24 protein-coding genes and 1 tRNA gene are annotated in these 26,149 nt (G+C 66.1%); 5 read left to right on the top strand and 20 right to left on the bottom strand.

Annotated features, from left to right (window positions below; genetic code table 11):
- Positions 1–26: 26 nt before the first annotated feature.
- The 3 genes from ITX31_RS12985 to ITX31_RS12975 all read right to left on the bottom strand — a co-directional run bounded on the left by ITX31_RS12985 (position 27) and on the right by ITX31_RS12975 (position 2,421).
- Entirely contained in the window at positions 27–506 is a 480-nt protein-coding gene (locus ITX31_RS12985) for an NUDIX domain-containing protein (protein WP_194783841.1), read from the bottom strand.
- Positions 507–533: 27 nt separating this feature from the next.
- Positions 534–1,358: an SDR family NAD(P)-dependent oxidoreductase gene (locus ITX31_RS12980; protein ID WP_194783840.1), complete on the bottom strand. Its 825-nt coding sequence runs from the start codon at positions 1,356–1,358 to the stop codon at positions 534–536.
- Positions 1,359–1,452: 94 nt separating this feature from the next.
- Positions 1,453–2,421, bottom strand: coding sequence for a bile acid:sodium symporter family protein (locus ITX31_RS12975; protein ID WP_228529338.1), 969 nt, complete (start codon positions 2,419–2,421; stop codon positions 1,453–1,455).
- An 87-nt stretch (positions 2,422–2,508) separates the two neighbouring features.
- Between ITX31_RS12975 and ITX31_RS12970 the strand changes: the two genes are divergently transcribed.
- Positions 2,509–3,450 carry a 5'-3' exonuclease gene (locus tag ITX31_RS12970; protein ID WP_194783838.1) on the top strand — a complete coding sequence of 314 codons (942 nt, stop codon included), beginning with the start codon at positions 2,509–2,511 and terminating at the stop codon, positions 3,448–3,450.
- Entirely contained in the window at positions 3,390–4,748 is a 1,359-nt protein-coding gene (locus ITX31_RS12965) for an MFS transporter (RefSeq protein WP_323745712.1), read from the top strand. Before ITX31_RS12970 ends, ITX31_RS12965 begins: the two co-directional genes overlap by 61 nt.
- Here the strand turns inward: ITX31_RS12965 and ITX31_RS12960 are convergent.
- Positions 4,700–4,781: transfer RNA gene (locus ITX31_RS12960), tRNA-Leu, on the bottom strand. The two genes, ITX31_RS12965 and ITX31_RS12960, sit on opposite strands and share 49 nt — an antisense overlap.
- Before the next feature lie 130 nt (positions 4,782–4,911).
- Here ITX31_RS12960 and ITX31_RS12955 point away from each other — a divergent pair.
- Positions 4,912–5,517, top strand: coding sequence for an ANTAR domain-containing response regulator (locus ITX31_RS12955; protein ID WP_091605257.1), 606 nt, complete (start codon positions 4,912–4,914; stop codon positions 5,515–5,517).
- 87 nt (positions 5,518–5,604) lie between these two features.
- On the opposite strand, the gene pyk is transcribed toward ITX31_RS12955, so the two are convergent.
- The 11 genes from pyk to hisI all read right to left on the bottom strand — a co-directional run bounded on the left by pyk (position 5,605) and on the right by hisI (position 20,642).
- The gene (gene pyk / locus ITX31_RS12950) at positions 5,605–7,116 is read right to left on the bottom strand and encodes a pyruvate kinase (protein WP_194783837.1); all 1,512 of its coding nucleotides are present in this window, start codon (positions 7,114–7,116) and stop codon (positions 5,605–5,607) included.
- Between the two features lie 108 nt (positions 7,117–7,224).
- Positions 7,225–8,682, bottom strand: a complete 1,458-nt coding sequence (locus ITX31_RS12945) for a glutamate synthase subunit beta (RefSeq protein WP_194783836.1) — start codon at positions 8,680–8,682, stop codon at positions 7,225–7,227.
- On the bottom strand, positions 8,675–13,261 hold the full coding sequence (gltB, locus tag ITX31_RS12940) for a glutamate synthase large subunit (protein WP_194783835.1): 4,587 nt from the start codon (positions 13,259–13,261) through the stop codon (positions 8,675–8,677). Before gltB ends, ITX31_RS12945 begins: the two co-directional genes overlap by 8 nt.
- Before the next feature lie 422 nt (positions 13,262–13,683).
- Positions 13,684–14,568 carry a prolipoprotein diacylglyceryl transferase gene (gene lgt / locus ITX31_RS12935; RefSeq protein ID WP_194783834.1) on the bottom strand — a complete coding sequence of 295 codons (885 nt, stop codon included), beginning with the start codon at positions 14,566–14,568 and terminating at the stop codon, positions 13,684–13,686.
- A 2-nt stretch (positions 14,569–14,570) separates the two neighbouring features.
- On the bottom strand, positions 14,571–15,371 hold the full coding sequence (trpA, locus tag ITX31_RS12930; RefSeq protein WP_194783833.1) for a tryptophan synthase subunit alpha: 801 nt from the start codon (positions 15,369–15,371) through the stop codon (positions 14,571–14,573).
- Entirely contained in the window at positions 15,368–16,732 is a 1,365-nt protein-coding gene (gene trpB, locus ITX31_RS12925) for a tryptophan synthase subunit beta (protein WP_228529336.1), read from the bottom strand. Before trpB ends, trpA begins: the two co-directional genes overlap by 4 nt.
- 73 nt (positions 16,733–16,805) lie before the next feature.
- Positions 16,806–17,639: an indole-3-glycerol phosphate synthase TrpC gene (gene trpC / locus ITX31_RS12920; protein WP_194783832.1), complete on the bottom strand. Its 834-nt coding sequence runs from the start codon at positions 17,637–17,639 to the stop codon at positions 16,806–16,808.
- Entirely contained in the window at positions 17,640–17,930 is a 291-nt protein-coding gene (locus ITX31_RS12915; RefSeq protein ID WP_228529335.1) for an HGxxPAAW family protein, read from the bottom strand. It abuts the gene before it with no gap.
- A gap of 99 nt (positions 17,931–18,029) precedes the next feature.
- A complete protein-coding gene (locus tag ITX31_RS12910) occupies positions 18,030–18,647 on the bottom strand; it encodes a Trp biosynthesis-associated membrane protein (protein WP_194783831.1) in 618 nt (205 codons plus the stop codon).
- Position 18,648: 1 nt separating this feature from the next.
- Positions 18,649–20,229 (bottom strand): anthranilate synthase component I, encoded by a 1,581-nt coding sequence (locus ITX31_RS12905; RefSeq protein WP_194783830.1) that lies wholly within the window; start codon positions 20,227–20,229, stop codon positions 18,649–18,651.
- A gap of 29 nt (positions 20,230–20,258) precedes the next feature.
- Positions 20,259–20,642, bottom strand: a complete 384-nt coding sequence (gene hisI, locus ITX31_RS12900) for a phosphoribosyl-AMP cyclohydrolase (RefSeq protein WP_194783829.1) — start codon at positions 20,640–20,642, stop codon at positions 20,259–20,261.
- Positions 20,643–20,732: 90 nt separating this feature from the next.
- Here hisI and ITX31_RS12895 point away from each other — a divergent pair, with 90 nt between their 5' ends.
- Positions 20,733–21,377: a TIGR03085 family metal-binding protein gene (locus tag ITX31_RS12895; RefSeq protein WP_194783828.1), complete on the top strand. Its 645-nt coding sequence runs from the start codon at positions 20,733–20,735 to the stop codon at positions 21,375–21,377.
- 92 nt (positions 21,378–21,469) lie between these two features.
- Here the strand turns inward: ITX31_RS12895 and ITX31_RS12890 are convergent, their stop codons facing one another.
- The 4 genes from ITX31_RS12890 to ITX31_RS12875 form a co-directional block, all read right to left on the bottom strand.
- Positions 21,470–22,510, bottom strand: a complete 1,041-nt coding sequence (locus tag ITX31_RS12890; protein ID WP_194783827.1) for an NAD(P)-dependent alcohol dehydrogenase — start codon at positions 22,508–22,510, stop codon at positions 21,470–21,472.
- 83 nt (positions 22,511–22,593) lie between these two features.
- The gene (gene hisF, locus ITX31_RS12885; protein ID WP_194783826.1) at positions 22,594–23,364 is read right to left on the bottom strand and encodes an imidazole glycerol phosphate synthase subunit HisF; all 771 of its coding nucleotides are present in this window, start codon (positions 23,362–23,364) and stop codon (positions 22,594–22,596) included.
- Between the two features lie 11 nt (positions 23,365–23,375).
- The gene (hisG, locus tag ITX31_RS12880) at positions 23,376–24,218 is read right to left on the bottom strand and encodes an ATP phosphoribosyltransferase (RefSeq protein WP_194783825.1); all 843 of its coding nucleotides are present in this window, start codon (positions 24,216–24,218) and stop codon (positions 23,376–23,378) included.
- Positions 24,219–24,325: 107 nt separating this feature from the next.
- Positions 24,326–24,589 carry a phosphoribosyl-ATP diphosphatase gene (locus tag ITX31_RS12875; RefSeq protein WP_194783824.1) on the bottom strand — a complete coding sequence of 88 codons (264 nt, stop codon included), beginning with the start codon at positions 24,587–24,589 and terminating at the stop codon, positions 24,326–24,328.
- Between the two features lie 104 nt (positions 24,590–24,693).
- Between ITX31_RS12875 and ITX31_RS16095 the strand changes: the two genes are divergently transcribed.
- Positions 24,694–25,509 carry a CPBP family intramembrane glutamic endopeptidase gene (locus ITX31_RS16095; RefSeq protein WP_194783823.1) on the top strand — a complete coding sequence of 272 codons (816 nt, stop codon included), beginning with the start codon at positions 24,694–24,696 and terminating at the stop codon, positions 25,507–25,509.
- Positions 25,510–25,524: 15 nt separating this feature from the next.
- Here ITX31_RS16095 and ITX31_RS12865 read toward each other — a convergent pair whose 3' ends face one another.
- Positions 25,525–26,043, bottom strand: a complete 519-nt coding sequence (locus tag ITX31_RS12865; protein WP_194783822.1) for a hypothetical protein — start codon at positions 26,041–26,043, stop codon at positions 25,525–25,527.
- Positions 26,044–26,149 lie beyond the last annotated feature (106 nt).

Here is a 26,149-nt window from a genome sequence, read left to right as displayed (position 1 = left end):
GTCCCGGCACCGAACGGCGGCGGAGTTCAGCGCAGCCGTGCCAGCAGCGCCTCCAGGACCTTTGCCTGGCCCTTGACGAGTTTGATGCGGGCTTCCGGAACGGTAAACCACCCTGCCCGGTCCACTTCCGGGAAGTCCCGGAAGGTGCCTGAGCCGGGCGGCAGCTCGAGGGCAAAGGTGTTGCTGCGGACAGCACGGTCAGGGAAATCGGCAGCAGCCGTGAAAACAGTGACGGACTTCGCCGAAGACTGCCGAAAAGTGCCCAGCAGTCCATACTCGGCGGAAGGCGCAGGCCAGCCCATCTCCTCCTCGAACTCGCGCCTGGCAGCCGCCAGCGGATCCTCCGGAGGTGCGAACTCGCCTTTGGGGATGGACCAGGCATGTTCATCGCGGCTGGCCCAGAAGGGACCGCCCATGTGTGCGATCCACACCTCGACGCCGTGTTCCTCCCCTGCGGTTCCGCCCGGGGATCCGCGGTACAGGAGGATTCCGGCACTGGTGCGCATGCTGCTGTGTCCGTTCCGACGGACCGGCTAGCGTTCCAGCATGGCCACGGAGCGGTTCCACAGGTCCAGGGCCAGGGCGTGGTTACCGGCCAGCTTGTTGGCCCGGGCAGGCTTGGACCGCGCGAAATACCTGCCGGTGGGGTAATCGGCGCCCGGCGTGCCCTCGGCCAGGAACACCAGGGTCTGTGCGCCCTGTTCCGGGCTCTGCAGGAAGCGGCCAAGGATCCCCTGGTAGACCGAGCGCATGGCCGACCCCTCCGCACTGGAGAAACCGGATGCTATGACTCCGGGGTGGAAGGCAGTTGAGGTTGCTCCTGAAGCCCGGTAGCGGCGGTCAAATTCCTCGGTGAAGAGGATCTGCTCCAGTTTCGAGTTCCCATAGGCCCTTTGCGGGGTGTAGGCCCTTTCCGCTTCCAGATCGGTGATGTCCAGCTTGGCAAAGAGACGGTTCGCGGCGCTGGAGGTGTTGATGACCGTTCCCCGCGAGTCGAGCAGGCGATTGGTCAGCAGGCGGGTGAGCAGGAACGGGGCCAGATAGTTCACCTGGAACGTCATTTCGTGTCCATCCACGGTGACCTGCCGTTCCTTCCCGAAGATGGCCCCGGCGTTGTTGGCCAGCACGTCGATCTTGGGATAGCGCTGCAGCAGGTCCGAGGCGAGGCTCCGGACTTGGCCGAGGTCCGCGAAGTCGGCCGTGAAGTACTCGCTGCCAACGTCCTCTGCCACTGCGGCGGTCTTCTCCTCCGAGCGCCCCACCGGCACGACGTGATGCCCGTCCGCAGCGAGGCGGCGCGCAGCGGCCGCTCCCACGCCGTCGGACGCGCCGGTGATGACTATGGTCTTGGGAGCCACGCGGGCCTGCTTTCGTTGAAATGCCGGGACTGGCCTACCTTAGCGGTGTCCGCGCCGGCGGAGGTAGCCGGGGGCCGGGTTTTTCACCCGCGGCCTAAGACGCCGGACGGCGGCGCCAGTAGGCAGCCACCAGCGCGCCGGACACGTTGTGCCATACCGAGAACACGGCTGCGGGCAGGGCGGCTTCAGGGCTGAAGTACTCCCGGGCGAGACCCGCCGCCAAGCCCGAGTTCTGCATGCCCACCTCCACGCCCAGAGTGCGCCGGGAGGGAACCGGAAGCCGGAGCATCCGGGCGGCACCGTATCCAATTCCCAGCCCGAGTCCGTTGTGCAGGATGACGGCCAGGAGGATCAGCCAGCCGGCGGTCAGGATGGCTGCCGCACTTCCGGCCACCACTGCCACCACCACGAAAGTGATCGCCGCGACCGAAACCCAGGGCAGGACGGGAAGGACCCGGTCCACGGTCCGGGGAATGAGGTATCGAATCAGCAGCCCCAGCAGCACCGGCACCAGCACAATCTGGACAATCGAGAGCGCCATTGAACCGGCGTCGACCGCCATGTACCGTCCGGCGAGCCATAAGGCCAGCAGCGGCGTGAACAGTGGCGCAAGCAGGGTGGAGACCGAGGTCATGGCAACCGAGAGGGCCACATTTCCGCGGGCAAGGTACGTGACGACGTTGGAGGCGGTACCCCCCGGCGCACAGCCCACCAGAATGACGCCGGCAGCAAGTTCAGGAGGAAGCCGCAGCACCCAGGCGATGCCCAGCCCAAGCAGCGGCATGATCAGGAACTGCGCCACCACGCCCAGCAGCACAGGCAGCGGCTGGCGGACCACCATGGCGAAGTCCGGCAGGGTCAGGGTCAGGCCCATGCCGAACATGATCACCATGAGCCCGGGATTGATCAGCGGGGCAAGCGAGGTGAAAGGATCCGGTAAGGCCAGGGCCACCGCTCCCCCGGCGAGGATCAGCAGCGGAAAGACTGTCACGGCTATCCGTGCGCTGCGTTCTTCAGCTGCCTGCGCTGGTTTGGGGACGGTGGTGTTGGCGGTGCCTGCCATGGCCACCATGCTGGCACAGCCCGTTCCCCGGCGGTGGAAGACGCGCCGCCGCGGGTATGGGCGGCCAATCCGTGGCAGGATGCGGATATGCCTGAACGCCTGATGCTCCTGGACACGGCCTCACTGTACTTCCGCGCCTTTTACGGGCTCCCGGATTCGCTTCGGCGTCCGGACGGCACGCCGGTCAATGCGGTGCGCGGCCTCACGGACATGATCGCCCGGCTGGTCGGCGAGTTCGAGCCCACGCATTTGGTTGCCTGCTGGGATGAGGACTGGCGGCCGCAGTGGCGGGTGGACCTGCTCCCGTCCTACAAGGGACACCGGGTTGCCCGCGAGGTAAAGGACGGCCCGGATATCGAGGAGGTGCCGGACGCACTCGAGGCGCAGATTCCTATGATCCGGGAGGTCCTCGGTCTGGCTGGAATCGCTGTGGTGGGAGTGGCGGACCACGAAGCGGACGACGTGATCGGCAGTTACGCGGCACAGGCGTCCATGCCCGTCGACGTGGTCACCGGGGACCGGGACCTCTTCCAGGTCATCGACGACGCGGCGGGCGTGCGGGTTCTCTACACCGCGGGCGGCATGAAGAACCTGAAGGTCATGGACGACGCCGCCGTCGTCGCCAAATACCGCGTGCTTCCGGAGCAGTATGCGGACTACGCGACCCTGCGGGGTGACAGCTCGGACGGACTGCCCGGTGTTTCCGGCATTGGGGAGAAGACCGCCTCATCGCTGCTGGCTGAGTTCGGCAGCCTCGAATCACTGCTCCAGGCTGCGGAGGACGCCGACGGCGGCGTCTCCTCCGCAGTGCGGGCCAAATTGTCCGGTGCCCGGGAATACCTCGAGGCCGCGCCAACCGTTGTGCGGATTGTGCGCGGCCTCGAAGTGCCGTCGCTGGCGGAGGTCGGTGCCCGGCTGCAGCCTCCCGGCGAAGATCCCCGGGCCCGGCTTGAGGAGCTTGCCGGGGAATGGAACCTCGGCAGCTCCATCAGCCGCTTGCTGAAGGCACTGGACACGGACGGGGAGTAATGCACGATCAGCCCAGCACGCCGCTTTCAGGATCCCGGGCTCCCGCAGTTCCGTCCCAGCGGCGCGTGCTCGCCGTCCTCGTGGCGGGACAAATCCTCGGTGGAATAGGTATGGGAGCCACGCTGTCCCTCGGTGCGCTGCTCGCGGCTGCCCTGTCCGGTTCCCCGGCCTGGTCCGGAATGGCGGCGACTATGAGCACCCTGGGTGCGGCCGCGGCAGCAGTACCCCTGGCCCGGCTGGCCCAGGCACACGGGCGCAGGGCGTCGTTGTCCACCGGGGCCCTGATCTCCGCAGCCGGCGCCGTCACCGCCGTAGGCTCGGCCGTCGCGGGATTCTTTCCGCTGCTGCTGGCGGGACTGGCCCTGCTCGGCGCCGGCAGCGCCGTCAGCCTCCAGGCCCGCTTCGCCGCGGCGGACCTCTCGGCGCCGGATGCCCGCGGAAGGGACCTGTCCATCGTCCTGTGGTCCACCACCATCGGTGCCGTGCTGGGGCCGAACCTCTTCGCCCCGGGCGAGGCACTGGGGTCGGCGCTGGGCCTTCCCCTGCTGACCGGCGCCTTCGTCTTTTCCCTCGTTGCCCAGCTGGCTGCCGCAGCCGTCTACCTCGCGGGTCTTCGTCCGGACCCGCTGCTGGCGCTGAAGAAGTTCCGCGCGGCAGCTGACGAAGCTTCCGGCGCTGCACCTGTCCCGCGGCGTTCCGGGCCGGCCGTGCTGCGCAGCAACCCGGCGGCACTCTATGCAGTTGCGGCAATCGCGCTGAGCCACGCGGTGATGGTTGCCCTGATGTCCATGACGCCGGTGCACCTAAGCAGCCACGGAGCGGCCATCAGCGTCGTTGGATTCACCATTAGCCTGCATATTGCCGGCATGTATGCGCTATCCCCGGTCTTCGGCTGGCTCTCTGACCGCATCGGCCGCAGGAAGGTCATCCTGCTGGGGCAGCTCCTGCTTCTCGGGGCCCTGCTTCTGGCCGGGACCGCGGCGGAGTCCACGGCCGGCGTGACACTCAGCCTGGTCCTGCTGGGCCTGGGGTGGTCCGCTTCCGTCGTCTCGGCGTCGGCCCTGCTCTCTGACTCCGTCGAGGTGCAGGAACGCCCGGCCGTTCAGGGGATTTCGGATCTTGGGATGAATGCGGCCGGCGCCCTGGGCGGTGCGCTGGCCGGTCCGGTACTGACCGTGGCCGGCTACTCCGGCCTTGGCTACGCCGCCGTGGCGCTGGTGGCCGTGGTGATCGCCTGGAGTGTTTTCGGTGCCCGAAGTGGGACTCGAACCCACACACCTTTCGATACTGCATTTTGAGTGCAGCGCGTCTGCCAATTCCGCCATTCGGGCAGGCCCTGTGACGTTGATCAAACGGATTGATTCCCCGTGTTGGGCGCGAAACCACTCTACATGCAGATAGGCTGTTTTCGTGAACTACCGGCAGCCACCGGTAGCGCCGTCGTCTTTCCAAGGAGCATCTGTGTCTGAGTCATCCGAGTCCGTACCGTCCAACACTCCGGCGCGGCGCGTCCTCGTTGCGGAGGACGAGACGCTGATCCGCCTGGACATCGTTGAGATCCTCACCGGTGAGGGCTACGAGGTTGTCGGCGAGGCGGACAACGGTGAGAAAGCCGTGCAGATGGCCACTGAACTGAAGCCGGACCTGGTGCTCATGGACGTGAAGATGCCCGTCATGGACGGCATCAGCGCAGCCGAGGCGATAGTGAAGGCCCGGATTGCCCCCGTAGTGCTCCTGACCGCCTTTAGCCAGAAGGAACTCGTGGAGCGCGCACGCGAGGCCGGCGCCATGGCGTACGTGGTGAAGCCCTTCACTCCCGCGGACCTGATTCCGGCGATCGAAATCGCGCTCTCCCGGCATGAAGAGATCAAGGCACTCGAGAACGAGGTCACCGACCTGAAGGAACAGTTCGCCACCCGCAAGCTGGTGGAGCGTGCCAAGTCGCTGCTCACCACCAAGATGGGCCTCACCGAGCCGGAGGCGTTCCGCTGGATCCAGAAGACTTCCATGGACCGGCGCCTGAGCATGCGCGAGGTTGCTGAGACCATCATCAACCAGGTCAACTAACTTTCGAACCGCCCCCTTGGGCGGCGGGAGCACGCAAAAGCCCCGCCGGGAGAAATCCCGGCGGGGCTTTTGCGTGGGCTGCAGGTCCTAGATGGACTTGGCCTTGCCCTTATTGGCTTCCTTGACGGGCCAGGGACCAACCTTCTCCTTCTCGCGGCGGCGGCCGTCTCCCTGCTGACCGGTGTCCGCAGCGTCACCGACGCGGTGCACCTTGATAAGGTTCGTGGAACCGGCCTGTCCGGGGGGCGAACCGGCGGCGATGACCACCATGGCGTCTTCCTGGACAATGCCCTTTTCCAGCAGGGTCTGGTCAACCTGCTGGGTCATCTTGTCCGTGTGCTCAACGAAAGGCACCAGCATCGGCTGGATACCCCAGAACAGGGACATGTAGTTCAGCGTCGATTCAACCGGGGTGAAGGCGAACACGGGCTTCTTCGGGCGCAGGCGGGAAAGCCGGCGCGCGGAGTCGCCGGACTGGGTGAAGGTGCAGATGCACTCAGCGTCCAGCTGGTCCGCGATTTCGACGGCGGCACGGGTGATGGCGCCGCCTCGGGTGCGCGGCTTGCTTCCCAGCGGGGGCACACGGTTCAGGCCGTGCTCCTCGGTGGACTCGATGATCCGTGCCATGGTCTTCACGGTGTCGATCGGGTACTTGCCCACGGAGGTCTCACCGGAAAGCATCACGGCATCGGCGCCGTCGAGGACGGCGTTGGCGCAGTCCGAGGCTTCGGCGCGGGTGGGGCGCGGGCTTTCGATCATGGATTCAAGGACCTGGGTGGCCACGATGACCGGCTTCGCCCAGCGGCGTGCCAGCTCGATGGCGTTCTTCTGGACCAGGGGAACATCTTCGAGCGGCAGCTCGACGCCCAGGTCGCCGCGGGCAACCATGATGGCGTCGAACGCGTCGATGATCTCCTCGATGGCTGCCACGGCCTGCGGCTTCTCGATCTTGGCGATCACCGGGATGCGGCGGCCTTCCTCGTCCATGATCTCGTGGACGCGCGCCACGTCGACGGCGTTGCGCACGAAGGACAGTGCCACCATGTCAACGCCGCGGCGGATCGCCCAGCGGAGGTCTTCCTCGTCCTTGCCGCTCATGGCGGGAACGTTGACGGCCACGCCGGGCAGGTTGATGCCCTTGTTGTTGGAGACCGGTCCGGGAACGGTGACTTCGGTGACCACCTTCGTGTCGTCAACGGCCGTGGCACGCAGGCCAACCTTGCCGTCGTCGATCAGGAGGATGTCGCCCACGTTTACGTCTCCGGGCAGGCCTTTGTATGTCGTCGAGCACAGCGAGGCGGTCCCCGGAACGTCTTCGACGGTGATGGTGAATTCGTCACCGCGGTTCAGGTAGTGCGGCCCGTCCGCGAACCTTCCCAGCCTGATCTTGGGACCCTGGAGATCGGCGAAGATGCCCACGGGCTTCCCGAGTTCCTCGGAGGCCCGGCGCACGTTCTCGTACGTGTTGTTGTGGACCGAGTGGTCCCCGTGGCTCATGTTCATGCGGGCTACGTCTACACCGGCACGAAGCACAGCTACGGTGTTTTCGTAACTGGCTATGGCTGGACCAAAAGTTGCAACGATCTTTGCGCGTCTCATATTTCCTAGCCTAGTCTCCTGGGTGGCTTTATGCAGTCCGGGACCCTCCTGGACGGCCTGCAGCAAAGGCGCCGGACTCAACTGTCCGGCGCCTTTGCGCTTGGTTTCCTACAACGGTGCGATGGCCCGGTCGCTGGGGGCGACGGGGGCCGGCAGCCTGGTGGAGCCTTCCAGCCATTTATCGACGGCGGCAGCGCAGGCGCGGCCTTCGGCGATGGCCCAGACAATCAGTGACTGCCCGCGCCCGGCGTCTCCGGCGGCGAACACGCCGGGCGTGGCGGTCATGTAGTAGCCGTCCCGCTTGACGTTGGAGCGTTCGTCGAACTCTGTGTTCACCTGTTCGGCCAGGCCGGCAGGTTCGGGTCCGGTGAAGCCCAGGGACAGGAAGACGAGGTCCGCCGGGATGATCCGCTCGGTTCCGGCCTTGGGCAGGCGCTTGCCGTCCACGAATTCGGTCTCGGCCACCTTGACGCCGGTGAGCTGGCCGCCCTCCCCTACGAACTCGACGGTGGAGGCGAGGTATGTCCGCTCGCCGCCTTCTTCGTGGGCACTTGCCACCTCGAAGAGCGTGGGGAACATCGGCCACGGCTGGTGCGCTGCGCGCTCGGCCGGGGGCTGCTGGCCGATGGCCAGGGTGGTCACGGAGGCTGCCTGCTGGCGGTGTGCGGTGCCGATGCAGTCCGCACCGGTGTCGCCGCCGCCGAGGATCACCACGTGCTTGCCCTCGGCGCTGATCTGGTTCTTGATCCTCTCCCCGGCGACCGCACGATTGGACTGCACGAGGTAGTCCATGGCGAAGTGGACGCCGGAGAGTTCACGGCCCGGGATGGGCAGGTCCCGCGGCACCGTGGCACCGGTGGCGATAATGACGGCGTCGTAACGCCGGCGCAGCTGCTCCCAGGAGATGTCCTTGCCTACCTCGACGCCGGTCCGGAAGCGGGTCCCCTCGGCGCGCATCTGCTCCAGCCGGCGGTCAACCTGCATCTTCTCCATTTTGAAGTCCGGGATGCCGTAGCGGAGCAGGCCGCCGATTTTGTCGTCCCGCTCGTAGACGGCAACGGTATGGCCGGCGCGGGTGAGCTGCTGCGCTGCTGCCAGTCCGGCGGGCCCGGAGCCGACGACGGCAATGGTCTTGTCCGTTAGCCGCTCCGGGGCGTGCGGGCGGACCCAGTTCTCGTCGAACGCCTGGTCGATGATTGAGACCTCGACCTGCTTGATCGTCACCGCGGGCTGGTTGATTCCCAGCACGCAGGACGCCTCGCACGGCGCCGGGCAGAGCCGGCCGGTGAACTCGGGAAAGTTGTTCGTGGCATGCAGCCGCTCGATCGCTTCCTGTCCCTTGTCCCGCCAGGTGAGGTCGTTCCATTCCGGGATGAGGTTGCCCAGCGGGCAGCCCTGGTGGCAGAACGGGATGCCGCAGTCCATGCAGCGGCCTGCCTGTTCCTTCAGGACTCCCTTTTCCTGCCGCTCATAGACTTCCTTGTAGTCCATGATGCGAACTGAAACGGGACGCCGGGGCTGTGTTTCGCGCTCCCGTACCTTCAAAAATCCGCGTGGGTCAGCCACCGGTTACCTCCAGAATCTTGGTCCATGCTTCGGCGCCGTCGGGGTCCAGCCCCGCTTCGGCTGCGGAGGCGCGGGCGTCGAGCACGGCCGCGTAATCGCGCGGCAGTACTTTGGTGATGCGGGAAACGGTGGTGTCGAAGTCCTCCAGCAGGCTGGCTGCCCGCGGGGACCCGGTTTCTTCCGCGTGTTGAACCAGCAGGCCGCGGATGATGTCCGCGTCCTCGGCGTCGGGCTCCAGCAGCAGCAGATCACCGTTGTCCAGGGCGTCCTTGTTCACCCGTGCCGGGCTCAGGTCCACCACGAAGGCGGTTCCGCCGGACATGCCGGCACCGAAGTTCCGGCCGGTGGAGCCGAGGATGAGGGTCTGCCCGCCGGTCATGTACTCGCAGCCGTGGTCGCCGATGCCTTCCACGACGGCGGTGGCGCCGGAGTTGCGGACCATGAACCGCTCGCCCACCTGGCCGCGAAGGAACATCTCGCCGCCGGTGGCGCCGTAGCCGATCACGTTACCGGCAATGACGTTGCGTTCTGCCGGGAACACATTGCTGCGGTCCGGACGGACAATGATGCGTCCGCCGGAGAGTCCCTTGCCGACGTAGTCGTTCGAATCGCCGTACAGCCGCAGCGTGATCCCCGCCGGCAGGAAGGCGCCCAGGGACTGGCCGGCCTGCCCGGTGAGGGTGATGTCGATCGTGTCCGTGGCCAGGCAGTCGGTGCCGAAGGTCTTGGTGACTGTGTGCCCCAGCATGGTGCCCACGGAGCGGTCCGTGTTGACCACGTCCAGGGCAATCCGCACCGGCTGCCGGCTGGAGAGCGCATCAGCGCTCATCTCGATCAGTTTGTTGTCGAAGTGCGCATCCAGTTCGTGATTCTGCGGAACCAGGCTGCGCAGCGGCGCACCCGGGTCCACTTCGTGGCCGCGCAGGATCGGCTCAAGGTCCAGTCCGTCGGCCTTCCAGTGGTCCACGGCGGCGCGGGTGTCCAGCATTTCGCTGTGCCCGATCGCTTCTTCCAGGCTGCGGAAACCAAGTTCGGCCAGCAATTCGCGTACTTCTTCGGCCAGGAACTCGAAGAAGTTGACCACGAATTCCGGCTTGCCGGTGAAGCGGGACCGCAGCTCCGGGTTCTGCGTGGCGACGCCCACGGGGCAGGTGTCCAGATGGCAGACACGCATCATGACGCAGCCGGAGACCACCAGCGGTGCGGTGGCGAAGCCAAATTCCTCACCTCCCAGCAGGGCGGCAATGACGACGTCGCGGCCTGTCTTGAGCTGTCCGTCCACCTGCACCACCACACGGTCGCGCAGGCCGTTGAGCATAAGGGTCTGCTGCGTTTCGGCCAGGCCGAGTTCCCACGGCGCCCCCGCGTGCTTCAGAGAGTTCAACGGCGAAGCGCCCGTGCCGCCGTCGTGCCCCGAAACGAGGACGACGTCGGCCTTGGCCTTGGTCACTCCGGCTGCCACGGTGCCGATTCCGGCCTCGGAGACGAGCTTCACGTGGACCCGGGCGGACGGGTTGGCCCGTTTCAGGTCATAAATGAGCTGGGCAAGGTCCTCGATGGAGTAGATGTCGTGGTGCGGCGGCGGAGAGATCAAGCCGACGCCGGGCGTGGAGTGCCGGGTACTGGCCACCCACGGGTAGACCTTCTGCGCCATCAGCTGGCCGCCTTCGCCGGGCTTGGCACCCTGGGCCATCTTGATCTGCAGGTCATCCGCATTGGTCAGGTACAGGCTGGTGACGCCGAAGCGGCCGGAAGCCACCTGCTTTATGGCGGAGCGGCGTTCGGGATCGAGCAGGCGGTCCACGTCTTCACCGCCCTCACCGGTGTTGGACTTTGCCCCCAGCCGGTTCATGGCGATGGCCAGGGTTTCGTGGGCTTCCTTGGAAATGGAGCCGTAGCTCATGGCACCTGTGGAGAAGCGTTTGACGATCGAGGAGACCGGTTCCACTTCCTCCAGCGGCACGGCCGGGCGTTCCCCGGTGCGGAAGTCCAGCAGCCCGCGCAGGGTCATCAGGTTCTTCGACTGGTCATCCACTCCGCGGGTGTACGCCTTGAACACGTCGTAGCGGCGCTCACGGGTGGAGTGCTGCAGGCGGAAGACCGTTTCCGGGTTGAACAGGTGCGGCGGGCCTTCGCGGCGCCACTGGTACTCGCCGCCGTTCTCCAGGCTGCGGTGCGGCTCTTCGATTTCGTCCGCCGGGTAGGCGGAGGTGTGGCGTGCCGCAGCTTCCGCTGCGATCACGTCCAGGCCGACGCCGCCGAGCTGGGTCTGCGTGCCGTGGAAGAACTCGTCCACCAGTTCCTGTCCCAGGCCGATGGCTTCGAAGGTCTGCGCACCACAGTAGGAAGCGACAGTTGAGATGCCCATCTTGGACATGATCTTCAGGACGCCCTTGCCCAGTCCCTTGATCAGGTTGGCTACCGCCTGTTCGCGGGTGACGCCGGTGATGTCGCCGTTGCGGACCAGTTCCTCGCAGCTTTCCATGGCCAGGTACGGGTTCACGGCGGAAGCCCCATAGCCGATCAGCACCGCCACGTGGTGCACCTCGCGGACGTCGCCCGCCTCCACGATCAGGGAGATCTTGGTGCGGTTGGCGCTCTTGAGCAGGTGGTGGTGCACGGCTGAGAGCAGCAGCAGGGACGGGATCGGCGCCCACTGGGCGTTGGAGTCGCGGTCGGAGAGCACAATGTACTGCACCCCGCGGTTCACGGCACCTGAAACCTTTTCGCAGATCTCACTGATGCGTGCGCGCAGTTCCGATTCGCCGCCGTCGGGCCGGTAGAGGCCGCGGACCTTCAGCGCAACCTTCTCGCCTTCCTCGTTCCTGAGGTTGGCGATCTTGGCGAGCTCGTCATTATTGATCACGGGGAACTTCAGCGCGATCTGGTGGGTCTTCACCTGGCCCGGTGCCAGGAGGTTGCCGTTCGGGCCGATGGAGCTCTGCAGGGAGGTCACGAGTTCTTCGCGGATGGCATCCAGCGGCGGGTTGGTGACCTGCGCGAAGGACTGCACAAAGTAGTCGAAGAGGAGCCGGGGACGCTGGGACAGCACCGCGATGGGAGTGTCCGACCCCATGGCGCCGAGGGGCTCGGCACCGCTGCGTGCCATCGGGCCGAGCAGGATGCGCAGTTCTTCCTGGGTGTAGCCGAAGGTGCGCTGCCGGCGGTTGATGGAAGCCTTGGTGTGCAGCACATGCTCACGCTCGGGCAGATCTTCCAGGGACACCTGGTTCTCCCGGACCCATTCGGCCCAGGGGTTTGCGGCGGCGATCTCGGCCTTGATCTCCGAGTCCTCAACCAGCCGGCCCTGGGCGGTATCCACCAGGAACATCTTGCCCGGAGAGACGCGTCCCTTGCGGACCACCTTGGCCGGATCGATGTCCACCACGCCAACCTCGGAGGCCAGGACCACCAGGCCGTCCTCGGTGATCCAGTACCGAGCCGGACGCAGGCCGTTGCGGTCCAGTACGGCGCCCACCTGGTCTCCGTCGGTGAAGGAAACAGCCGCCGGTCCGTCCCACGGCTCCATGAGCATGGAGTGGTACTGGTAGAAGGCACGGCGTGCGGGATCCATCGTCGCGTGGTTTTCCCACGCTTCCGGGATCATCATCATCACCGCATGGGTGATGGGACGCCCGGAAAGCATCAGCAGCTCGGCAACCTCGTCAAAGGACGCCGAATCCGAGGCGCCCGGGGTGCAGATGGGGAAGAGCTCCTCGGGAGTATCCCCCAGCAGCGGGCTCTTGAGCTGGGACTGGCGGGCCCGCATCCAGTTGCGGTTGCCCTTGACCGTATTGATCTCGCCGTTGTGGGCAATGGTGCGGAACGGCTGGGCCAGCGGCCAGGACGGGAAAGTGTTGGTGGAGAAGCGCGAGTGCACAATTCCGAGCTTGGTCTTGAACCGCGGATCGGAAAGATCCGGGAAGAACGGCTCCAGCTGCGCGGTGGTAACCATGCCTTTGTAAACCATGGTCTTCGAGGACAGGGACGGGAAGTACACGCCGAACTTGTTCTGGGACCGCTTCCGAACGCGGAAGGCGCGGGCGTCGAGATCTGGGCAGCCGTCTTCTTCCGGGGCAAGGAATACCTGACCGAAGTACGGCATGCAGGCCCGGGACATGGCGCCCACCAGGTCAGCTGCCACGGGCACTTCACGCCAGCCGAGGACCTTCAGTCCTTCGGACTCCGCGATTGCCTCGACGCCTGCCCGGGCGGTTTCCTGCTCGCGTTCCTCAGTGGGCAGGAAGGCGGTGCCGACGGCGTAGCCGCCGGGCGCGGGAAGCTCAAAGCCGGCAACGGCACGGAAGAACTCATCGGGGACCTGGGTCAGGATGCCGGCTCCGTCGCCGGTGCCTTCGTCAGCGCCTACCGCGCCGCGGTGCTCAAGGTTGCGCAGGGCGGTCAGCGCCGCGTCCACGATGTCGTGTCCTGGCTCGCCGCGCAGCGTGGCGATGACAGCCAGGCCGCACGCGTCCTTCTCGTTCTCGGCGCGGTAGAGGCCCGAATCTGCCGGGTAGGCCGCGAACCGCTGGAACGGAGACACCACCGGGGCGGCCTGCGGGGACATTGCGTCAGTCATAGGGTAAGTCCTTCCCCCTGTTGAGCGTTGGGAGGGGACGACGTTGGCCCCACGCCGGCGGCATCTACCAACCGGTGTGTTCGATGATTTTACGGTCGTTCAGATGTGAAAGCCCTGCATGCTGGGATGGGGCCGGCTCACAATCGAAGGAACCTTCCGGTGTCCTGCCGGGGTTGTCCCCGGCACGGTTACCGCTAGCCGCCACCGCGGTGTGGCATCCGGACCGGCGGCGGGAGGTAACCCGCGCTGAACGGTCCTACGTGGCTGGGCCCGAATCCCCGGGCCGCTGAGGCTTGGCAGCCTCGTTTTTTGTCTCTGCGAGAGTAGCACGCGTGTCATCCGTTTGTGATCCGGAGTTCACATTCGCAGAATCTGTTTCGCTCTTGTTATCAAGCTGTGAATTGTTACTGCGGCCAGCGGTTTCACTGCCGGCAGGGGTGTCCGGGCAGCAGCAGCGACGGTTCCGGCTGCTTGCGCGCCCGCACGCTGAGGTAGATGAACATGCCGATCGACGCCAGGAAGATCAGGATGGAAGTCCAAACGTTCAGGCGCTGCGTGAGGCCCAGGATGGTGACCATTTCCGCGTCGTCGATGCGCAGCATTTCGATCCAGACGCGCCCGGAAGTGTAGAAGGCGGCATACAGCCAGAACAGGCGTCCGCCGCGCAGCCTGAAGCGGCGGTCCAGCACCAGCAGCAAGGCGACGCCGGCAAGGTTCCACAGCGACTCGTAGAGGAACGTGGGATGGAACAGGGTCCCAGGAGCCGTTCCGTCAGGGAAGTTCGTGTTGTTGGGATCAATCTCAAGGCCCCAGGGTGCGTCGGTGGGTCCGCCGAAAAGTTCCTGATTAAACCAGTTGCCCCAGCGTCCCACGGCTTGCGCCAGCAGCACCCCCGGAGCGGCGACGTCCGCGAAGGCGGAGAGCTTGATGCCCGCCCGGCGGCAGCCAATCCAGGCGCCCACAGCTCCAAGCGCGATGGCGCCCCAGATGCCCAGGCCGCCCAGCCAGATCTGCGGAATCAGGGCCAGGTTTCCGTTGGGACCGAAGTACGCGTCCGGTGAGGAGATAACGTGGTAGAGCCGTCCGCCGATGATGCCGAACGGTATGGCCCAGATGGCGATGTCCCAGACGGAGTCCGGCGGCAGTCCGCGCCGCTTCCAGCGGACGGATGTCATCCACAGGGCCAGGATAATCCCGGCCAGGATGCACAGCGCGTACGCGTGGACGGTCAGCGGGCCCAGCGAGAAGCTGCTGAACTCGGCGGGCGGACTGGGGATCGCGGCCGGGACCGCCAGGGACATCGGCATTGTCAGTTCTTTCGTGTTCCGGTACTGAGTTCGCGGGTTAGCTCACCGACGGCTGCAGCTCCGCCGTCGCGAAGGGCGGCGACCAGCGCGGTACCGACGATGACGCCGTCGGCGTAGGAACCGATCTCGCGGACGTGCCCGGAGGTGGACACGCCGAGGCCTACGCAGACGCGTTCGGCACCGGCGGCGCGGGCGGCGCTGACAACCCCTTCGGCGGCGTCGGACACCTGGTTGCGGGTGCCCGTGACGCCCATGATCGAAACGGCGTAGACGAATCCGCGGCTGGCTTCAACCGTGGACTTCATGCGGTCAGTGGTGGAGGACGGTGCAACCAGGAAAACCCGGTCCAGTCCGTACTTGTCCGATGCAGCGATCCATTCGCCGGCTTCGTCCGGAATCAGGTCCGGTGTAATCAGCCCGGCTCCCCCTGCTTCGGCCAGTCGGCGGGAGAACTCGGCCACGCCCATGCGCATGACGGGGTTCCAGTAGGTCATGACCAGCACGGCTGCGTCGGTCTCGGCGGTGATGCCGGCGACGACGTCGAACACGTCCTGGACCCGGAAGCCGCTTTCGAGGGCCTGGCTCGTGGCCGCCTGGATGACTGAACCGTCCATGACCGGATCCGAGTAGGGAATGCCGATTTCGATGAGGTCCGCACCCCCGCGTGCCAGTTCGATTCCGGCAGCGATGGTTTCCGGGACGGACGGGAATCCGGCCGGCAGGTACCCCACCAGGGCTGCGCGGCCGTCGGCCCGGGCCCGGTCGATGGCGGCCGCGGATTTGCTGGCGGTCGAGACGCTCACAGCTGTTCTCCTTCTTTCCCGATCTCAGCTTCAGCTGACTTCTCATCCAGCAGGTTGAACCATTCCGCGGCGGTAGCTACGTCCTTGTCTCCGCGGCCGGACAGATTGACCAGGACGATCTGCTCCGAAGCGTCGCCGTCCGGGCCCGCCGCTGCTGCCAGCCGCCGGCCAACCTTGATGGCGCCGGCGAGGGCGTGGGAGGACTCGATGGCGGGGATGATGCCCTCGGTGCGGCAGAGCAGCTTGAATGCCTCCATGGCCTCGGAGTCGGTGACCGGTTCGTAGGAAACCCGTCCAATATCCGCGAGGTAGGCGTGCTCCGGTCCGACTCCGGGGTAGTCCAGGCCAGCGGAAATCGAGTGGGACTCGATGGTCTGGCCGTCCTCGTCCTGCATCAGGTATGTGCGGGCGCCGTGCAGCACACCCGGGCGTCCGAGGGTGATGGTGGCAGCGTGGCGCGGGGTATCGACGCCGTCACCGCCGGCTTCGAATCCGTAGATGGCAACGGACGGGTCGTCCAGGAAACCGTGGAAGATGCCGATCGCATTGGACCCGCCGCCCACACAGGCACAGACGGCGTCGGGCAGTTTCCCGGCCTGCTCCAGCATCTGTTCGCGGGCTTCCTCACCGATCACCTCGTGGAAGTAGCGCACCATGGCGGGGAACGGATGGGCTCCGGCCGCGGTGCCCAGCAGGTAGTGCGTGGTGGAGACGTTGGCAACCCAGTCACGCAGGGCTTCATTGATCGCGTCCTTGAGGGTCTGCGAACCGTTGGTCACCGGAATGACCGTGGCGCCCAGCAGTTCCATGCGGGCAACGTTCAGGGCCTGGCGGCGGCAGTCCTCCGCACCCATGTAGACAACGCATTCCAGGCCCAGCAGGGCGGCGGCGGTGGCGCTGGCCACACCGTGCTGTCCGGCACCGGTTTCGGCGATGATGCGGGTCTTGCCCATGCGCTTGGCGAGCAGTGCCTGGCCCAGGACGTTGTTGATCTTGTGGGAACCGGTATGGTTCAGGTCCTCGCGCTTGAGGAAGATGCGGACCCCGCCGGCGTGCTCGGCGAAGCGCTTGGCTTCGGTGAGCAGCGAGGGACGGCCTGAATAGTTCTTGTTCAGCTCCGCGATCTGGGCGGTGAAGGCCGGATCAGCCTTGGCCTTGTCGAACGTCTCCGTCAGCTCATCCAGCGCGGCGATGAGGGATTCGGGCATCCAGCGTCCGCCGTATTCGCCGAAGTAGGGTCCAGCGGCATGGCGGAGGGACGGCCCTCCAGCCAGGAAGGAGTCCGTCACCTTCCCGTCCACCGTCTGTTCTGGCGTACCTGCCGCGGCGGGTGGGGTGCTGTTCTCCGGGATCCCGGTCATGGAGCCTGTCCTGTCCTGCTCTTATCCGTGTCCGCCAGGGGCGGTCCACGGAAGGTTTGTCGAAAGTGAATCCTCAGCGTCCGCTGGCCTGCAGCCGGTCGGCGATGGCCCCGGCTCCGGTGTCCATGAACTCCGCGATGGTAGCTGCGGGGTCATTGTGTTTCACGAGCGCTTCGCCCACGAGTACCGCGTTTGCGCCGTGGGCTGCGTAATGCGCGACGTCGGCCGCGTTCCGGACACCGGATTCCGCCACCACTACCGCACCGGCGGGGATGGATTCGGAAAGCGCGGCGAAGACGGAACGGTCCACGTCCAGGGTTTTCAGGTTGCGGACATTCACGCCGATGATCCGTGCTCCGGCTGCTGCGGCGCGCTGGATTTCCTCGGCGGTGTGCGCCTCAACCAGGGCGTTCATGCCCAGTTCATGGGTCAGGTCGAGGAACGAGCGCAGGTCAGTATCGTCCAGTGCCGCCACGATGAGCAGCACCAGATCCGCTCCGTGCGCCCGTGCTTCCCAGATCTGGTAGGGGTCGACTGTGAAGTCCTTGCGCAGCACCGGAATGCTGACTGCAGCGCGGACGGCGTCGAGGTCCGCGAGGGAACCCTTGAAGCGGCGGGCCTCGGTGAGGACGCTGACGACCGACGCGCCGCCCTGCTCGTAGCGCTTCGCCAGGTCTGCGGGGTCCGCGATGTCCGCCAGCGCCCCTTTGGAAGGACTGGACCGCTTGACCTCGGAGATCACCCGCAGTGCGGTGCGGGGGCTTTCATTGCCGCCGAGGGCAGCGTAGGCGTCAAGGGCGGGAGCGGCCTGGGCGGCGCGCTCCTGCACCTTATCCAGCGGCGTCTGACGCTGCCGCTGTGCCATGTCCTCGCGGACACCGGCAATGATGTCGTCGAGAACGGACACTTAGTGTCCGCTGTTCTTCAGCTTCGAGCCGCCGACGCCGTAACCGGCCTTGCGCATGATGAAGCCCGCGATCAGGCCAACCACCATGACGCCGAGGCCCAGGCCGAACCAGAGCCAGCTGGCGATGACGAAGCCGATGCTGGAGACCAGGGCACCGGCCATCATGATCAGCACGCAGGTCCACGCGGCCGGAGTGTTGCCGTGGCCGATGGTCTCGTCATGGATGCTGGCGTGTACCTCGGCGTCGTTCTCGGGCTTGGTGTCCTGCTGCTCAACGGCGTTTGTGCTCATGGTGAATCTCCTCGTAAACGGGTCTGGCATCCATTCTGCCATTAGCTGGCAGAAACTCTCGTACTTGTTGCGCCGGGCGGTCCCCGGCCCAGGCTCCGCCTAGCGGAAGTTGGTGGGGTCTTCGCCCTTTGACAGGCGGTCCCAGCTGTCGATTTCGTCGATCGGCGGCTGCGTGGACTTCTCCTTCACGGCGGCGCCGGTGGCCGGCTGGGCCGCGTAGCGGCGGGAGACGGCCCAGGTCCTGGAGGCAGCGGCCAGCCACACCGCGGCCAGGGCGATCAGCACGCCGGCTGCTGCGGCAAGGTACGGCATGGCGGTGATCGTGATATCCGCCCCCGCACTGTTGCTCACGCCAATTGCCTTGCCCACGGCACCGGCAGCTCCCTGGGCCGGGTCCGCGATCACCGCAGCGCTGGCCGTGGTGATCCCGGCGCCGGCAATCAGCAGCACGGCGGCGATGACCCAGCGGGCCACCTTCCCGGCGATGGAGGCAGCCAGGGCTGCTGCCAGTGCGACGACGGCGAACGCCGTCACGGCGGTGGCGGCATCGCTGCCGCTTACGGCAATGTTGGGGGTTTCCACGGCGGCCTGCGGGAGGACGACGTCAAGCCACGTCTGGGTGGTGGTGCCGAACGCGGCAGCGCCCAGCAGGACAGTTCCCAGAACCACCGTGGACTTGCGCCGCCAGCGCGGGGCGGCGGCCGGTTTGGTGCTCACTTCAGTTGTCCTGTCTGTTGAAAATCTGCCTGGCGACCGAAGGGGTCACCGGCTCCAGTCCCCCGGCGATCAGCGCCGCGCGCAGCGGCGCCGCGGCCTTGTTGACCGTTTCCTGTGCCTCTGCCTCGAGGTCCGAGTCCGCGACGATTCCGCCGCCGGCCTGGACATAGGCCTTGCCGTCGCGCAGCAGCGCGGAGCGGATGGCGATGGCCATGTCCATGTCCCCGGCGAAGTCCAGGTAGCCGACCACGCCGCCGTAGATGCCGCGCCGGTGGGGTTCAAGTTCGTCCAGCAGGCGCAGTGCACGCGGCTTGGGCGCTCCGGAGAGGGTGCCGGCCGGGAAGGTTGCGGAGAGCACATCATAAGCGGAGTGCTGCGGCGAGAGCTCGCCGACCACCGTGGAGACCAGGTGCATGATGTGGCTGAAACGCTCCACTTCCATGAACTGGGTAACGTCCACGCTGCCCGGGCGGCAGACCTTGGAGAGGTCGTTGCGGGCCAGGTCCACGAGCATCAGGTGCTCGGCCCGTTCCTTCTCGTCGGCCAGCAGTTCCTCGGCCAGCGCGCGGTCCAGCTCCTGCGTTTTTCCGCGCGGCCGGGATCCGGCAATGGGGTGCGTGATGACTTCGCTGCCCGTCACGGTCACCAGTGCCTCAGGCGAGGAGCCAACGACGGCGAACGGGTTGCCCCGGGCGTCCTCGAAGTTGAACAGGTACATGTACGGGCTGGGGTTGGTGTTGCGCAGCACCCGGTACACATCCAGTGCCTCGGCCCGGCAGTCCAGTTCGAACCGGCGGGAGATGACTACCTGGAACACTTCCCCGTCCACAATGGCTTCCTTGCCGCGTTCAACCGCCTGCAGGTACTCGGGCTTGGGCCAGGATTCCTTGACGCCGGCGGTCAAAGCGCTGATGTCCACCGTGCCGCCGTCGAGTACCGTGACGGCCTGGGGCGACTGGGCTGCCAGGCGGTCCAGCATGCTGTGCAGCCGTGCCACCGCATCCTGCCAGGCATCGTCCACGCGCTCGTCGGAGCCGTCGAAATTGATGGCGTTTGCCACCAGCAGTACGGTGCCGTCCGAGTTGTCATGGATGGCCATGTCCGAGACCAGATTCATGGCGATCTCCGGCAGGTCCAGGTCATCCACCGGCGGGGAGGTCAGCTTCTCCCAGTGCCGCACCGATTCCCAGCCCACAAAACCGACCAGGCCGGAGGTGAAGGGCGGCAGGCCCTCGAAACGGTCGGTGGCCAGCAGCTGCAGCGTAGCGGCCATGGCTTCCACCGGGTTGCCCTCGGTGGGCACGCCCGCGGGCGGCTCGCCGAGCCAGACGGCTGCGCCGTCGCGGGTAGTCAGGGTGGCGCGGGAACGGGCGCCAATGAAGGAGTAGCGGGACCAGACGCCGCCGGACGCAGCGGACTCCATGAGGAAGGTGCCGGGTTCACCGCCGGTGAGTTTCCGGTAGATGCCGATTGGGGTGTGGGCGTCAGCCAGCACCTTCAGTCGGACCGGAACCACGCGCCGGTCAGCGGCCAGCGCCCTGAATTCCTCCAGGGAGGGAGAGATAACACCTAGATCCTGCATGTATTGGGCTTTCGGTTTGGAAGGGAGGTTTAGGCGGAGACCGGAAGGCCGCGGCCTTCGAAGCAGGTCCTGGTGCCGGTGTGGCAGGCTGCGCCCACCTGGTCCACGCGCACCAGCAGAGCGTCGCCGTCGCAGTCCACTGCCACGGACTTCACGTACTGCACGTGGCCGGAGGTGTCCCCCTTGCGCCAGTACTCCTGCCGGGAGCGGGACCAGAAGGTCACCCGCCCGCTGGTCAGCGTGCGGCGCAGGGCTTCGTCGTCCATCCAGCCGAGCATCAGCACCTCACCGGTGTCATGCTGCTGGATGACCGCTGCAACCAGCCCCGCGTCGTCGCGCTTGAGCGTGGCAGCCACGGCAGGGTCCAGTGCGGAGTCCGGGCGGGGGGTCTGGGGGGTGGTGTCTGTTGCCATCGCTACGATTCTAGTGGCTTTGGCCGCACCGAAGCTGAATGACCGCGTTTAGCGGGCAATACAGGGTGTTCCGTGCTAGTTTCAGCAGTGATGCAATTCGTAGAACCTTCACGTGAAGTCCTGGCCGAAACACTGCTCGCGGCCGGTCCCCACGCGCCCACGCTCTGCGAGGGGTGGGAGACCAGGCATCTTGCTGCGCACCTATACCTGCGCGAGCACCGGCCCGCCTCTGCCCTGGGATTCTTCGTCAAGCCGTTCGCCGGCAAGACGGCCAAGGCGATGGACACCCTGGCGGCTAAGGCGTCCACCTCAGAGGGCTACGCCAAGCTGGTCAAGTCGTTCCGTTCCGGCCCTCCGCTTCTCTCTCCCCTGCGCTTCAAGTCCGTGGACAACAGTGCAAACCTCGTGGAGTACTTCGTGCACACGGAGGACATTCGCCGTGCCGGTGACCGCTGGGCTCCGCGGGCCCTGGATTCGGAATACTCCGAGGCACTCTGGTCCGAACTGCTTAAGCGCGCTGCCCTGCTCTACCGCGGCGTCGACGTCGGCATTGTCCTGGTCCGCCCGGACGGGCCGCGGCATGTGGCCAAGCGGGCTGCCGTGTCGGTGGCGATCGTCGGCGAACCGTGCGAGCTGCTGCTGCATGCGCACGGCCGCACCCAGCAGGCCCTGGTGATGTTCGAAGGCCAGCCCGACGCCGTCGCGCTGCTCGAGAGCGCCGAGATCGGCCTGTAGCAGCTCCCCTCCGGGACCACCCGGGGATATCTTCCATATCAGCAAAAGGCGTCCCGCCGCGGCGGGACGCCTTTGCTGTTCCCTGGTGCGGGCTAGATGGTCGCGGCGTCGATCACGAAGCGGTACCGGACGTCGGACTTCAGCACCCGTTCATAGGCGGTGTTGATCTCGGCGGCATCGATCAGCTCGACCGACGGGGCAATCCCGTGCTCGGCGCAGAAGTCCAGCATCTCCTGGGTTTCGGCGATGCTGCCGATTCCGGAGGCAGCATAGGAGCGGCGGTTGCCCATCAGCGCGAAGACTGACACCGGCAGCGGCTCCGGCGGGGCACCCACGCTCACCATGGTGCCGTCCAGCCGCAGCAGCGAAAGGTACTGCTGCAGATCGATCGGAGCGCTGACCGTATTGATCATCAGGTCAAAGCTGTTCGCCAGCGTCTCGAAAGTACCGGCGTCGCTCGTGGCGTAGTAGTGCTTGGCGCCGAAGGCCAGCCCGTCTTCCTGCTTGTTCAGGGACTGGGACAGAACCGTCACCTCGGCACCCATGGCGACGGCGATCTTCACGGCCATGTGGCCAAGCCCGCCCATGCCGACCACGGCTACCCGCTTGCCCGGTCCCGCGTTCCAGTGTGCCAGCGGCGAGTAGGTGGTGATGCCGGCGCAAAGCAGCGGAGCAGCAGCTTCGTAGGGGATGCTCTCGGGAACCCGGAGCACGAAGTCGTCATTAACCACGATCGAGGTGGCGTAGCCGCCCTGGGTGATGCTTCCGTCCACGTCCTTGCTCGCGTAGGTGCCGGTGTTCCCGTTCAGGCAGTAGTTCTCCATGCCGGCCCGGCAGTTCTCGCATTCGCGGCAGGAGTTGACCATGCAGCCCACCCCAACGCGGTCACCGACTTGATGGCTGGTGACCTCGGCACCCACCTGGGCGACTGTGCCGACAATTTCGTGGCCAACCACCTGCGGGTAGGCGATGGGTCCCCATTCGCCGCGGACGGTGTGGATGTCTGAGTGGCAGACTCCCGCGTAAGCGATGTCGATCAGGACGTCATGGGCTCCGACGTCGCGGCGTTCAATCGTGGTGGCAACGAGCGGGTCGGTGGCGGATGTGGCTGCATACGCGCGGGCGGTAGTCATGTTTCTCCAAGCTGTGGGGAAGTGCAGGGAAGCACTTCAGCCACAAGTCCGCCCGGGCGCCGGTTATTCCCGCCCCGGTCCTGCTACCGGACCGGGTACCCCGCATCGGCGATGGCCTTCTTGACGTCAGCTATGGCGTTGTCCGGGCCAAAGTGGAAGATTGACGCTGCCAGCACGGCATCCGCGCCGGCAGCGATGGCCGGCGGGAAGTGCTCGGGCACCCCGGCCCCGCCGGAGGCGATCAGCGGCACGTTCACGGCAGCGCGGACGGCCCTGATCATTTCCAGGTCGAACCCGTCGCGGGTGCCGTCGGCGTCGATGGAGTTCAGCAGGATCTCCCCCACGCCGCGGTCCGCTGCCTCCCGGGCCCAGGCGACGGCGTCGATTCCGGTTCCCTTGCGGCCGCCGTGGGTAGTGATTTCAAAACCCGACGGCGTCGATCCGTCATGCGTGCGGCGTGCATCCACGGAGAGCACCAGCACCTGCGAACCGAAGTGCCGGGTGATCTCGTCAATCACCTCCGGGCGTGCGACGGCGGCGGAGTTGATCGAGGCCTTGTCCGCGCCGTAGCGCAGCAGCCGGTCCACATCCTCAACGGTGCGGACGCCGCCGCCCACGGTCAGCGGAATGAAGACTTCCTCTGCCGTGCGGGAGACGACGTCGAATACGGTTTCGCGGGCGCCGGAAGAGGCGGTGACGTCGAGGAACGTGAGTTCGTCCGCGCCGGCCCTGTCGTAGCGGTGGGCCAGCTCAACCGGGTCGCCGGCGTCGCGCAGGCCTTCGAAGTTGACGCCCTTGACTACGCGGCCGGCATCGACGTCGAGGCAGGGAATGACGCGGATCGCAACGCTCATGTCTGCGCCCCCTAGATCCGGCAGGCGTGGATGGTGCTGACCAGGATGGCGCGGGCGCCCAGGTCATACAGTTCATCCATGATGCGGTTGGTGTCTGACTTCCTGATCATGGAGCGGACGGCCACCCAGTCGGAGTCACGCAGCGGGGAGACCGTCGGGGATTCAAGGCCGGGCGTGAGGGCTGCGGCGGCTTCGACGAGTTCCTTGCGGACGTCGTAGTCCATCATCACGTACTGCCGCGCCACCAGGACGCCCTTGAGGCGGCGCTTGAGCACGTCGAGTCCGGCAGGGTTCGCGCCCTTGCGGCCGATCAGCACGGCCTCGGACTTCAGGATGGGCTCACCGAAGATTTCCATGCCTGCGGCACGGAGCGTGGTTCCGGTCTCTACGACGTCGGCGATCGCGTCCGCTACGCCCAGGCGCACGGAGGATTCGACGGCGCCGTCCAGGCGGACCACGGAGGCGTCCACGCCGTGTTCGGCGAGGTAGTCGCGCAGCAGCCCGTCGTAGCTGGTGGCGACGCGCTTGCCGTTGAGCTCATCGAGGGAAGCGAACTCCCCTACCGGTCCGGCAAAACGGAACGTTGAGGCACCGAAGCCGAGGCTCATCAGCTCCTCGGCCTCCACCTGGGCGTCAAGGAAGAGGTCGCGGCCGGTGAGTCCGACGTCGAGCGTTCCGGAGCCGACGTAAACGGCGATGTCACGGGGACGGAGGAAGAAGAATTCAATGTCATTGTCGGGATCGACCATCACCAGTTCGCGGCTGTCGCGGCGCTGGCGGTATCCCGCCTCGGAGAGCATGGCGGAGGCGGATTCGGAAAGGGCGCCCTTGTTGGGCACTGCTACACGGAGCATGTTAGTTGGTTCTTTCGCTGGAAGTCAGATGGAACTGGGCCTGCCGGCGGGCCACACACTGATTGAGGGGTACCCAAGTCTGGGGCGTGCTCAAAGGCAGCGCGTGGCTAGAGATGCTTGTAGATGTCCTGCAGGGTGAGGCCTTTGGCCAGCATCAGGACCTGCAGGTGGTAGAGCAGCTGGGAGATCTCCTCAGCGGCGGCTTCATCAGACTCGTACTCGGCAGCCATCCAGACTTCTGCGGCCTCTTCGACTACCTTCTTGCCGATGCCGTGGACGCCGGACTCGAGTTCGGCGACGGTACGTGAACCGGCTGGCCGGGTCTCCGCCTTCTCACTGAGTTCGGCAAATAGCTCTTCGAAGGTTTTCACAGATCAAGGGTACGCTGTGCGTCACAATCTGCCCCATTCGGGCGCGCCTGTGTGACGAAGGACGCTTCCGGGAGATGCACCGACAGCCGATATATCGTTGCAGCGTGACGGATACGCGAATCGCCCGGCAGTTCACAGTCATGACGTTCGTCATCGCCTACGGCTGTGCGGGCGCGCTGATCATTGCGGCCCGGTTCGGGTACGAGGTAAACAACGTAGTCACCACGGTTCCGGAGTTCGTGGCGAACGTGCCCTTCGCTGTCTACATCCTTTCACCGGCAATCGCGTCCTACCTCGTCCTCCGGAGAAACGGGAAGGTCTCGGGTCCGGCACAATGGCTGAAGCTCGTGTTTGCTGCACGGGGCCGTCCCACAGGCTACCTTCTGGTTGCCTCGGCACTCGTTGTGTATTTCTCGCTCCACCTGCTGGTCTCCGGCCCGTCCGGATACGCTCTTCCCTGGTTCATGTTCTTCCTCTCGCTGCCGGGCAACCTCATCATCGGCGGCATGGAAGAGGCCGGATGGATGACATCACTGCAGCCGCAGCTCTGCCGCCGGTGGGGCTATGCCGTTTCCTCCTTAGTGGTGGGAATCCTGTGGCTGCTCTGGCACGTTCCGCTGTTCTTCATCCCGGGCACGAACCACGAATCGGGTGTCATCGATTTTTGGCTGTTCGCCGTCCAGATCCTGGCGTTCCGCTTCCTCTACGGTGCGGTCCTTCTTCTTTCACCCCGCAACGCGGTGTTCCTGTGCATCCTCTTCCACACGATGTTCAACGCCGCCAGCTTCACGCTGGGGGTCCCGCCGGCAACCTGGACAGGAACCCTTGCGGCAAATGCTGCCGTGCTGGCCCTCGCCGTCACCGCGGTGGTCGGTTCGGGCCGGAGCGCGGCAGCAGAACCAGACCCGCGGCCGGCCTGAGGGTTCGCCGCTTCCTTAGTGCCCGGCCTGCGGGACGTCCACTGCATCCCTGGTATCCACGATCTGGTCCAATACAAGGGAACCAACGGCTGCGCAGAGAGCCATCACCCGCCGCGGCCGTTCTGCACCGCGGCGGATCAGCCACGTTTCGATGCGCTCATCCACGAGCAGGCCCAGCGCCAGGAACGCACTTGATGCCACACCCGCGGCAGCAGCGATAGCCGTCAACCCGGCTGCCGTTCGCCGTGACGGGCCCGAATCCTTGCGCACGTAGGACGGGAGTGGTGCTGTGCTTCCATCCCCGCCACCGGACGCCGAAGCCGCCGGCGTCACGAGGTCGACTCTCCCGGCGGAAGCCAGCTTCCGCCCTTTGCGTGCGCCATTCCAGAAGGCAGCTCCGACGAAAATGCCAACCGCGGCCCCGGGAGCGAGCACGTAGGCCCGGCGTACCGCAGGAGGCCAGTCGGAGGGACTCTTCAGGGTGAGTGCCGCGGATATGGCTGCCAGCGCGAGCGAGAGTTGAATATTCTTCATGGCCAACACGGTACAGGCCGCAGCCCATCGCCTCCTGAAGCACCTCTGTCCCGGGCAGCCAGGTGGAATGATGGTGAGCAGAAGCCATCCTGTCCTGAAAGGGCGC

This window comes from Arthrobacter gandavensis (assembly GCF_015355785.1).
Taxonomy (GTDB): domain Bacteria; phylum Actinomycetota; class Actinomycetes; order Actinomycetales; family Micrococcaceae; genus Arthrobacter_B; species Arthrobacter_B gandavensis_A.
Note: the sequence above shows the minus strand (reverse complement) of the source record. Positions and strands in the feature narration are given on the sequence as shown.